This is a genomic window from Nostoc sp. (assembly GCF_036917455.1).
Lineage (GTDB): Bacteria > Cyanobacteriota > Cyanobacteriia > Cyanobacteriales > Nostocaceae > Nostoc.
On record NZ_JBALDK010000114.1, the window covers coordinates 1 to 11,442 of the forward strand.

Consider the following 11,442-nt stretch of genomic DNA (forward strand, 5'->3'; position numbering starts at 1 on the left):
TGCTGTTTAATACTTAAAATTATTCATACTTTTGCTAAGTCTCCGATTAACTCAGCCCTGCTGGGTCATTTTGCATGGCTTAGTCTAAACTCCAGAAGCCAACCACAAAGGTTTTAACACTCTCAAGTTACCTTGTGCATTGAGACGTTCAACCCGCAGGAGTAACATCGGACGCGCTGCCGCTTTACGGAAATGTAAATTCTTCCAGAGGCTAACCCTTACTCGTTGTAATTTCGGATCATCCAATTCCAAAACAGATTCTGCATCACTCCATGTCGTGGATTCATTAAGTTTGAATTTAGACCCGTGTTTTTTGGGTCGTCCTTTACCCAGGGCGAACGCACGGCATTTCTGAAACCCTTGCTGGATAAGGATCTTGACGAAAAAAGAGGCTAAATTAAAAAACGCCGAAACCCTTGCTATTAAAGGATTCTTATACTTTAGATGCGTTTGCCCTGTGAACTCTATGGGCAAATATTTGATGATGAGCTAGACCTCGCTTACGCCGTAATTGATGGTGTCAAAGCTAGGGGAGAAAAAGGTAACTACAGTACAGAACGTATCAAATTTAACTCTAATTCCTCTGGTTAAATTTTCGTTACATAGTTATAAATTTTCACGCCCACCTACTTATATTCTGCACAATATTCATCTACGATCTGCGCTTCGCAGCAGCGCTTCGCTATCGCAACTGTTGGGTGATCATCTCTTGGCAAATGTTTCAAGATTTGTAATTCTACATCCATTGCCCTACCTATCTTGTTTTATGGGTGGACTATTACAGATAAAAATAGTCGTTTAAAGAATGTTTCAATTACCTTATTTCATTTGAGATGCGCTTACCCTGCTTCTTATCTACTGAATAAACTTAATTATTTCTTTAAGTAAATATAATGTACTGTTAATTATTTAATATCATCCTTATGTAAAGCAAACAGGAGTGCAAGAGCATCACTATTATCAGCCAAAAGATAGTAAAAGCAATTCCACAAGAAGAAATAAACCAATTGTCAAAGGAACACTTGGTAGAAATTATCAAAGCCTTGCAAGAGGAAGTAACACGGTTCAAACAAAGCTTAAAAATTGACAATTTTTCTTCATCAAAACCTCATGAAAGATAAAATTTTGCCCCCAAAGCGATTTTTGATAATCAACTTTTTGACAGCTTTTTTAGTAGTCGTATCTACTATTTTATTTTTGGTTACTTACCTTCAGTCAGACTCCAAAGTTGAGTGTATTGTTGTCACACCTCAAAGTCTTTTCAATTTTATAGAAGCTCCTAAATGCAGTTTTACTTTATACCTTCCTTTTTTATCTGTTGTATTAGGATGTTATGTACTTCGCTTTGTTTCTGCTACCGCACGGTCAAAGTTTTGGGTTACGTTTGTACTATTAGCATTTGTAATTCGTTATTTAATTTGGCGTTCATTTTCAACTCTCGATTTACATTCATGGACAGGAATATTTTTAGGATTAATTCTTTTTAACATTGAATTAATTGAGCTAACTGTATTTGTTTTAAAAAGAATAACTTCAATTTTTTCAATTAGCGAACAACGCTCAAAGGAAGCAAATAAACTGAGCCAAGATATCTACTCTGGTCAATATTTACCTTCAATCGATGTCTTAATTCCTACCTATAACGAGCCTGAGTTTGTAGTACGACGGACAGTCCTAGGTTGTTTGTCTATGGAGTATCCCAATAAGCAGATTTACATTCTTGATGATACTCGCCGCCCTTTTATTCGTGACTTAGCTGAAAAGCTTGGCTGTAAGTACATTACTCGAAGTAATAATCAGTATGCTAAAGCTGGTAATTTGAATAATGCCTTACTTGAGACGAATGGTGAGTTAATTGCAGTCCTGGATGCTGACTTTGTCCCATTCAGAGATTTCTTGACCAGAACTGTGGGGTTTTTTCAAGAATCTGATGTTGGCTTAGTTCAAACTCCTCAAAGCTTCTATAATCCCGATCACTATGCTAGGAATCTTGGCATAGATCATTTAGTACCTTACGATCTTGCTTACTGTTTTGAAGTTAACTATTCTCAACGTGACTATCTCAATACTGCCACTTGCTTTGGAACGGGTTATCTTGTTAGAAGAGATGTTCTTGAGCAAGTCGGCGGTTATTACACTAAATGTGTTAATGAAGATACTTCTACTTCTCTAAGGATATTATTACAGGGCTATCGTGTTATTTATCTTGATGAAAAATTAGCTATCGGGGAGTCTCCCCGTACTTATATTGATCTTGTCAAACAGAGGGTGCGTTGGCATCTTTCAGACTATCAAATTACGCGGTGTAAAAACGAATTAGTTATCTGGAAAAAGCTTAGTTGGTTTCAACTGCCTTTCTTCATTATTTGGTACATTACTCCCTTCTTACCTCTTACTCGTGCAATTTCAATCTTTATATTAATAACTTGTGCAGTATTAGGGATTAGTCCGTTTGTAGCAACATATAATGAATTTATTTTTTTCTGCCTACCTTGGCTTGCCGCTTTAGTCATGAGCTTTGGTTGGCTTTCTGAATATCGAACAACATTCCTTTGGCAAGAACTTTACAATATGCTTCTACTCTACCCTTTGCTTAAATGCCAGATATCTGCATTTAAGAAACCATTCGGACAAGCTTTCAATGTGACTCGAAAGGCAGTGCAATCAAGTAGAAAAGCTTATAATTTCTCCCTAAGTTATCCATTATTGATGGGAGCAATTTTAATATCGATCGTAATCTTAACTCAATTTTTTTCAAGCTTTGCAAGTCATCAAACAATTTTTAATGAGAAGTTGATAATGATGATAGTTCTCAGTTTTTATGCATTTTTAATGTATCTTGCGTTTTGGTCAGCTATCGATCAACCCGAAAATAGAGCAGTCGACCGATTTCCTGTGCAATGGAATTGCCATATTAAATTTGATTCAGGTTTGAAAAACGATTCTTATTACAAGTTAGATGACGGAGTGACACTCAATTTGTCTGAAGGAGGCGCTTATATTTATCTATTTAACGAAATAGCTGATCCTTTAGACAAGATAGTTTATTTCAACCTAAATGAACATGACTTAAAAATCAAATCAAAAATTTGCCGAGTAGAAAAAAATCAAGAAAAGACTTTCATGGCAATACAATTTTTGGATGTGAGTTATCATCAGCATCAAAGATTGATAGAATTGCTATACGCCAACAGAAAATATTTCCAAACGAAGACATTGGGTAGTTTAGAAACTTTTTTTGTTCTACTCGTATCATTATTAAACCCTAATTTGCTAAAAAATAAGCGATCTTAGTTTAAGAAACTATTTGAAAAGTCGATCTGGTTGTAAAAAAGCTTTCTTAGTATACGCTGTGAATAGATAGTTAACAAGAGATTTTTAATTATGTCTACCTACTTATCAATCCCTACAATAACTGGCAATTGGTTAGAAGCTAATCAATCTTATCTGATGAAGGCAATTAGCGATGTAGGGGAAGCCTTACAGCATCATATTAATCAAATAGCAGAGGCTGCGAATAATGGGAAAATGGAGCAATGGAAAGAAGGCAGAGCATTCAAAGCTGATTCCGAAAACTTTGGCAAAGACAAGGAAAATTTTCATTACCCCACAACTGAATCCAGTGAATCATCTGCGTTAGAACAGGTGTGCAATATTTTCGACTTGTCTTTGTTTGAGCGCAATGTGTTACTGTTATGTGCAGGTAGAGAATTGGATCGTACTTGGTCGTCACTGTTTGTTAAGGCTCAAGACAATCATCAGCAAGACTATCCTACTTTTAGTTTGGCTTTGTCAGTGTTAGCAGAACCGCATTGGAGTGCGCTGATGCCTAACGCCTCGTTACGCCGATGGCGACTAATTGAAGTTGGTGCAGGTAATACTCTCACTACCAGTCCATTGCGGATTGATGAACGGATATTGCATCATCTGATGGGAGTGCAACATTTGGATGAGCGCTTGACGGAGATTGAGTTACCGATGCCAGTGACGGCTTATTTGGTATCCTCCCACGAATATGTAGCACAGCATCTGGCAGATACTTGGTTGCAGACCTTAGTAGATGAGACACAAATATTACCAGTCTTACAATTATGTGGAACAGAAGTGGCGAGTAAATCAGCGATCGCCTCTACTGCTTGTACCTTTTTAGGGTTAAATTTATACGCTATTTCCGCAGAAGCTATTCCTACCAATACTAACGAACTGAATCTAATTAAGTGTCTATGTGAGCGGGAATGGATGTTAAGCGATCGCGTACTTCTGCTAGATTGCGATCAATTAGAAACAATGGAAGCCAGCCGAAATAGTGCAATCTCCCGTTTCATCGAAACCATTAATTGTCCTTTAATTATCACTAGTCGCGATCGCCGCAATCAAAAGCAGCGTCCTTTAATTACCTTTGATGTAGATCGACCCACCTCAGAGGAACAGCAGTCAATTTGGCAAAATGCCTTGGGGAACATCGCACCCAGCTTTCAAGGACACGTAGAAACTTTAGTATCCCATTTCAGCCTCAGTCCCACAGACATCCAGACTGCCTCTTTGAGAGTAAAAAGCCTAGTTAAAAAAATAGAAGGGCAAAGGGATAAAGAAACAGAAAAGAGTGTAGCCTCGACTTCTCCTTATTTGCACCTTTGGGACATTTGCCGCAACCAAGCACGTCCACGTCTAGATGAGTTAGCTCAACGAATTGAGCCATCTGCGAGTTGGAACGACTTGGTATTACCAGACAAAGAACAGCAAATCCTGCACGAGATTGCTGCTCATGTAGCACAACGGACGAAGGTGTATAAGAACTGGGGATTTGGGAGCAAAAGTGGGCGGGGACTAGGGATCAGTGCCTTATTTTCAGGGGCTAGCGGCACGGGTAAGACAACAGCAGCAGAGTTGTTAGCCAAAGAGTTGCGATTAGACCTTTATCGCATCGATCTAAGTTCAATTGTGGATAAATATATTGGCGAGACAGAGAAGAATCTGCGACGAGTATTTGATGCAGCTGAAACTGGTGGCGTGATTTTATTATTTGATGAAGCAGATGCTCTGTTTGGGAAGCGATCGGAGGTAAAAGACAGTCATGATCGCTATGCAAATATGGAGGTTAGTTACTTGTTGCAACGGATAGAATCTTATCGTGGTTTGGCGATTTTAACTACTAACTTAAAAAGTTCAATCGACCAAGCTTTCTTGCGCCGCCTCCGCTTTGTTGTGCAATTCCCATTTCCAGATGCCAAGCAAAGAGCAGAGATTTGGCAGCGTGTTTTCCCCAGCCAAACACCGACCGAAGGGCTAGATTTCACCAAGTTAGCCCAACTGAGTGTTACAGGAGGTAATATCCGTAATATCGCTTTGAATGCAGCCTTTATTGCCGCAAATTCTGGCGATTCATTAGGAATGAAACATATTTTACAGGCTACCAAAAGTGAATATACTAAACTGGAGCGATCGCTCGCTGACGCCGAGATCAAGAGTTGGGTGTAACCATTTACTTCAACATTTTATATTTAGAGCATAGATAAACTCTAATAGACTGCGATAGGCTAGAGAATTACAGAGGTTTGAGGATTTTTATCACTAAATTTAAAAGTCCAATTTAACTTTTTGTTTACCAAGTTTTAATGTTTAATTAACTGAGAATGTTGGACTTTAGTATAACTCGTCTATGTAAATATTGAGACAAAAGTCTGGTATTATTTATCCTAGCCTTCAGAGATATTAAGTTTGGTAGGCAGCACTTAAGGAGACTTTGAAATGAAAGCTTTACAGACGAAGAAGTTTGTTGGTCAAAAATCCGTTTCAGATGCTGCCATACCAGTACAGTCTCAAATTAAGTCGCGTCCTTTTGTAACGAACCCTGCCCTACAGAGGCAGGAGTTGACCCAGACACCAGAGGAAGCAAAACTGCAAGGATTCAACTTTGCCCAAATCCCGATATTTCCCGGAATGAGACTGGCAATGCCTGAAATGCTTCAGCCCAAGCAAGCTAAGGAGACACTCAAGGATCTTCCTGAAGTAAACCTAGCTCCCAGTAGCGGCGGTCAACCCATGCCAAAATTGGTGCAGCAGAAGATGGAAACTTCCTTTGGTACAAACTTTTCTGATGTCCGCATTCATGAAGGGTCACAAGCAGAGAAGATCGGGGCACTAGCTTATACTCAGGGACAAAATATCCACTTTCAATCAGGTAAGTATCAACCCACCACCCACTCAGGTCAAGAGTTACTAGGACACGAATTAGCTCACGTAGTACAACAACGAGCCGGACGAGTGACCGCGCCTCAGTCTAAGGGAGTTGCCATTAATGCCGACTCTCAATTAGAAACTGAAGCCGATGTGCTAGGTGCAAAAGCAGCGCGAGGAGAATCAGCACAAGTAACTGGGGCTGTAAGTTCTGGAGTGCAGCGGATGCCTGCTCAGGGTAATGTTGTACAGTGTATGCGTGAAGGAAAACAGCGAGCAGATCCGCCGTCCGATCGAGAAGAGGATGATTCGGCCGACCTTGTGGATGAGGCTGGAATAGATGCTGTTCTGGAAGAATATTATACTGGCATCTTAGATGAAGAGATATCTCAAGCCAGTCCAAAAGAATTAGCCGAAATAGCCAGCGAAAGAAATAGTTTTTTATCTCCCGTAGCCGTACAGATGCTAATCTCATCTGGGGGACAAGAGCAGGCGGGATCGTCCACTGATGCCCAAAGGATATCTCAAAATTCAGGCAATAGGCAATACATTCCAGAAGATTTACTCGATCGAGACAGACAAGAGGGTTCTTCTGGGGTGTCTAATTTCCAAGACGTGGAGGAAGAAGATAATAGACCTCTTGCAGAAATATTCGCAAGTATTGATAATATCTTAGGGGAGCTTGAAAGCGAACTGCCTCCAGATTCAGAACTGAGGAATCTGGCAGCTACGACAAGGCAAGAACTTTCGCAGGGTTCGGCTCCACGCATTCCACTTCACTTTAAACCTCGAATATCACAACAGACATCTCCCAATAGATTACAAAAACGTATAATACCGCCAGAGATAATAGAATCGCTGGTTAAAATGGATGAAAGAACAAGGAATCGGCGACTGGCAGAATTGAGCCAACGGTTTGAACATCCCGTCATAGAGTCAATCAGCGAGGAATTGACAGAACGGGATCGGCAGCAACAATCACCACCAATACCTGTAACAGAGGAACAAGAAGACCAGCAAATACACCCACCAGCTCCCACCAGACTACCACCCCCGATACCGCAACAACGGCAGCGGCCACCAATACCTTTGACACCGCAACAGCAAGCACAATATATGCTAGGACTGAATAATACACAAAGAGCGCAGCGAATTGCAGAATTGCGACTGCAAGGGCGGGTAGGACAGCATTACATAGAGACAACAGTGAATCTGCTGGAGGAACTAACTCAGCAGCAACGGCAGCAAAATGAAATTGTACGATTAGAAGGGAGAATTCCGCCACAAGCGCCACAAACGCCACAACTACCAGCAACACGGGGGCAAAAAATAACAAAAGGCATAAGGAAAGGGATTGGTGCACCCTTTAACGCAACTAGTTATGTAACTGGCGGCCCTGGCAAAGAACCAAAGAAGGAACTTGCAGCAGGGATGAAGCAACACGAAACTTATTCAGATCAAACCAAAATTCTGGGACAGGATTCGTCCAACTCAAATATCGATCAAATTGGTCTACAGAATCTTCCCGCCAATGCAAAAGACCCACTAACATCTGTAACGCCTCTTCCTGAAGGCACTCCTAAAGAATTTTCACATGATGCAGCCATAATTGGTATGACTAGGGATGATGTCAAAGCTATTGGTGGTTTACTTCTATTTTCAGATAATCTGAAGAAATTTAAGAAGGCATTGAAGGATAAGACAAAGCCACGTCGGGAAAGAATAGCAGACTTATCTAACAGTACAGGTGAGATGACTTCCGCTGTTACATACACTGGAATAGTCATAACCCAAGCACAAAGGGGTATCCAACACCATACTGAAGCGGGAGCTACTTTTGGCTCGGGAGCGATAGCAGCTGTCGAAAGAGGCGGTAAGATAGGAACGTTATCCTCTGCCCAACAAGGGGGTTTTATAGGAGGTACGTCGCTACCCTTTGATATTGGTAAAGTAGCATCTGGTGTTTTGACAACCTTGCCAAAGCTGATAACTTATACCGATGCTGGTCTAAAAGCTGCTGAAAAAGAGAATTTTGGTGGTCACAAATCTTGGGGTAGGGGTGTTAAGAACGTTGCAGACTTGACAAAATCGGCAGCAGGGGCAGTTAAAGATGCTGCTAGTTTAGCAAACAATGCTGGTGCAGCAGGAGGGGCACAAGGAACGCAAATAATTGCGGGCGGGGCCGTCGCACCTGCTGCTGCTGCTGTAGTAGGTACCGCAGAAGCTATCCAAGGAGGCTACAAATTTAAGAAGGCTTACAAGAATAAAAAAGGTCTAGATGAAATAGCGAACTCACCGACACTAGATCAATCTCAGATACTAGATCAAGTTGAGACGCTAAATCAACTTAAAGAAATACAGAAAAAGAAAATGAAGCGTGCAGCTATAAAAACTACTCTTGGTACAGTAACGCTAGGTGCTGGGGTTGTAGGGTTCACTGGTGGCCCACCAGGATTAATCGCTGCTACTGCTATGGGTGCAGGCGTTGGAGCCTTTCAAATTGGACAATGGGGAACAAGAAAACTTAAGCAGAAAATGCGGGACAAGGGAGTTAAAGGATTCGATAATACCAAGACTACAGAGAGGAAAAATGAGGCTAGAAAGGAACTTGCTGGAAATACTCTCACTATCCTAGAAGGTCAAACTGATGACAATGAAAAAGATACTTTATTCTCTAGTATCGGTTTGAATGGGAGTAAAAAAGATAGTGCAGTCCAACAAGTTTACAATGATGTACTAGCTAGATATCTTAGCCCACAAGAACTACAGCAGCCCACAACCACAGTCAACCGCATATTAAAGCTGAAAGGGGACAAAAATAATTTGAAACAGGAAGTGAGTTGGGAGCGGTTGCATGGTAATGATTTTCCACCAGCCTTTGCAAGTCTAGTGAAGAAAGCCGCGATCGACAAAGCTTTGAAAAAGCGTTGAAGAAGTCAATTAAATCACATTCAAATCGTGTTCCTGGCAAGAAAAAACCTTCATATCTGTATGAAGTTGTCTTGCACAGATCGGGCGGCGATTTTGGCTTGGCTATTTGCTATCTATTTTAAAAGGAAGAATTACAATGACCAATTATATCCAAGTGCCTTCACGGATCGTAAATGCCGCCCTATTCGGTAGAGTAAAGACCACTGGCCACGATGGTCTGGAAGATCCTCGAAACATGCAGTTAGAATCCATTGAAGCTGGTCTGTTAGAATTCCGAACACAGAATTTGTGGGTAAGTTCCTCTCCTGGAACTGTCGAATTAGTGGAGTTCCGATTTCCAGGAGGTTTTACATATCAGATTTCGCTAAACATTGTAAGCGTTGTGAAGCAAAATAACGATTACTCAATATCGGCATCATTTTTAAGCTCCGAGAGTGAAGATAAGTTCTGGAGTGTGTTTCTCGCAAATATGCGATCGCCCGACAAAACCAGCGAAGTCAAAGAATGGCCAAGACTGCCTTGTCGTGGGCAATATACCGAGAGCGCCCGCCAGCGTCGCCTAAGCTTCATACGGGAACACACCGGAGTCACGATGGAGCATATTGGGAAAACCGATCTTCAACCCGAAAGTCTCAAGCGCGTTACGGAGTCATTCATCGGCACTGTTGAGATTCCCGTTGGTGTTGCCGGTCCGCTTATGTTTCACGGTCAGCTCGTTAAGGGACACATATTCGTTCCGATGGCGACGACGGAAGGGTCGTTGATCGCCTCAGCCACACGCGGTGCGACGGCAATCACATGCAGTGGTGGAATCACCACCGCTGTTCTCGATCGAAGGATCACGCGCGTGCCACTGTTTCAGATGGCAGATTTGCATGATGCGCTGTTCCTGGCTCAGTGGGTAAAATCTCGCTTTCTTGATATCCGTAAGCAGACGCAGTTGATGTCCAAACACGCTGACTTGAAACGTATCGAGCCGCAGATCCTCGGTCGCGATCTGCATATGCACTTTGTCTATGACTCTGCGGATGCAGCAGGTCAAAATATGACTACCGGCTGTACCTGGCAGGCCTGCCACTGGATCATGGATCAAATTTCCAAGATTTTCGGAATCAAGGTCAACCGCTTTATTATCGAGTCCAATTTATCCAATGACAAAAAAGTCACGTACAACAATTTCATGTTCGGTCGTGGCACAAGAGTAGTAGCCGAGTGTAAACTCAGCGGCAAAGTTACGAAGCGGATCTTAAATGTGACACCAGATCAACTTGTCCGTGGCTATCATTCTCTCGCCGCAGGAGGTGTAGCGTCCGGAATGATCGGTGTAAACATCAACATTGCGAACATGGTAGCAGCGATCTTCACAGCCACTGGACAGGATATTGGGAGCGTGCATGAGTCCAGCGTCGGACACTTGACGATGGATCTGGTGGATAACGGCGAGGCCGTTTATGCGAGCTTAGTCCTTCCTAGCCTGCTCATCGGCACCGTAGGCGGGGGGACACGTCTACCCCATCAACGCGAAGCTCTACAGATGATCGCTTGTGATGGCAATGGGAAGTCTCCTTGTCTTGCTGAAATCATCTGTGGGTTTGCGCTGGCGCTGGATCTCTCTACGTTATCGGCACTTGTTGCCGATGAGTTTGCAGCAGCACATCACCCCCTTATTGCGAAGTGACTGATTCAGGTCTTACGCAACAAGGGGGTGATGGATTGCTCATCTACCCAAGCTTGCTCTAACTCGATTATTCCACAATTCCCCATCTGGTGCTTTGTGTGAAAGTACCTGCCACAGTTGAGCTTGCTATATATCAGATAACAATGATGCTTTACCTAGATTCTCATAGCGCTTGTTACTTAAACCTCCAACACCATTTTTGTTGTATCGTTTTACCAGTTGATAAATCCAAATTTTTGAGTATTCTGTGACTTGAGATACTTCCTGTATTGTCTTTCCCGTCTTCAATAACCAAATTATTTGGTAATGGCTGCCTTGGCTTGGTTCTATTGCTTGACGGTATCCAACAAATAGTTCTTCTGTACTTAAGTGGCTAGCGATCGCAATCTGTTTTGGCATAAGACGTAGGTCTACTGCAACGCAGCAATTCTCATTTTGAAAACAAAAGAAGATAAAGTCCTCTTGTTTACATAGAGAACTTCTGCCTAATTATGATTTATTTAAAATATAATCATGATAACTAACTAAAGAGAAACAATTGGTTCTTCAGTACCTAGTATGCCAGGGCGAACGCATCTAAATATAGTACATAGATACTAAATAAAGGATAAAGGCAGCGATGCCTACGGCGGGCTTCGCCTACGCGTGTGGGATGA

The 11,442-nt window shown here is 42.0% G+C and carries 7 protein-coding genes; 5 read left to right on the forward strand and 2 right to left on the reverse strand.

From position 1 onward, the window contains the following. Positions 1 to 84 precede the first annotated feature (84 nt). Entirely contained in the window at positions 85 to 252 is a 168-nt protein-coding gene (locus V7K42_RS12350; RefSeq protein ID WP_334916523.1) for a hypothetical protein, read from the reverse strand. A gap of 192 nt (positions 253 to 444) precedes the next feature. Between V7K42_RS12350 and V7K42_RS12355 the strand changes: the two genes are divergently transcribed. The 5 genes from V7K42_RS12355 to V7K42_RS12375 all read left to right on the forward strand — a co-directional run bounded on the left by V7K42_RS12355 (position 445) and on the right by V7K42_RS12375 (position 10,786). Then, entirely contained in the window at positions 445 to 591 is a 147-nt protein-coding gene (locus V7K42_RS12355; RefSeq protein WP_334916524.1) for a hypothetical protein, read from the forward strand. Positions 592 to 1,110: 519 nt separating this feature from the next. Next, positions 1,111 to 3,294, forward strand: a complete 2,184-nt coding sequence (locus V7K42_RS12360; RefSeq protein ID WP_334916525.1) for a glycosyltransferase — start codon at positions 1,111 to 1,113, stop codon at positions 3,292 to 3,294. A gap of 90 nt (positions 3,295 to 3,384) precedes the next feature. Next, positions 3,385 to 5,478, forward strand: coding sequence for an ATP-binding protein (locus V7K42_RS12365; protein ID WP_334916527.1), 2,094 nt, complete (start codon positions 3,385 to 3,387; stop codon positions 5,476 to 5,478). A gap of 270 nt (positions 5,479 to 5,748) precedes the next feature. Continuing rightward, complete coding sequence (locus tag V7K42_RS12370; RefSeq protein WP_334916529.1) at positions 5,749 to 9,108, forward strand: eCIS core domain-containing protein; 3,360 nt, start codon at positions 5,749 to 5,751, stop codon at positions 9,106 to 9,108. A 136-nt stretch (positions 9,109 to 9,244) separates the two neighbouring features. Next, positions 9,245 to 10,786 (forward strand): hydroxymethylglutaryl-CoA reductase, encoded by a 1,542-nt coding sequence (locus V7K42_RS12375; RefSeq protein ID WP_334916531.1) that lies wholly within the window; start codon positions 9,245 to 9,247, stop codon positions 10,784 to 10,786. A gap of 126 nt (positions 10,787 to 10,912) precedes the next feature. Here V7K42_RS12375 and V7K42_RS12380 read toward each other — a convergent pair whose 3' ends face one another. Continuing rightward, entirely contained in the window at positions 10,913 to 11,185 is a 273-nt protein-coding gene (locus tag V7K42_RS12380) for a helix-turn-helix domain-containing protein (protein ID WP_334916533.1), read from the reverse strand. Between the last annotated feature and the right edge of the window lie 257 nt (positions 11,186 to 11,442).

Bases quoted from the DNA above. Each gene is read 5' to 3' on its own strand.
- V7K42_RS12355 (WP_334916524.1), top strand. From the start codon at position 445: ATGCGTTTGCCCTGTGAACTCTATGGGCAAATATTTGATGATGAGCTA.
- V7K42_RS12360 (WP_334916525.1), top strand. From the start codon at position 1,111: ATGAAAGATAAAATTTTGCCCCCAAAGCGATTTTTGATAATCAACTTT.
- V7K42_RS12365 (WP_334916527.1), top strand. From the start codon at position 3,385: ATGTCTACCTACTTATCAATCCCTACAATAACTGGCAATTGGTTAGAA.
- V7K42_RS12370 (WP_334916529.1), top strand. From the start codon at position 5,749: ATGAAAGCTTTACAGACGAAGAAGTTTGTTGGTCAAAAATCCGTTTCA.
- V7K42_RS12375 (WP_334916531.1), top strand. From the start codon at position 9,245: ATGACCAATTATATCCAAGTGCCTTCACGGATCGTAAATGCCGCCCTA.
- V7K42_RS12380 (WP_334916533.1), bottom strand. From the start codon at position 11,185: ATGCCAAAACAGATTGCGATCGCTAGCCACTTAAGTACAGAAGAACTA.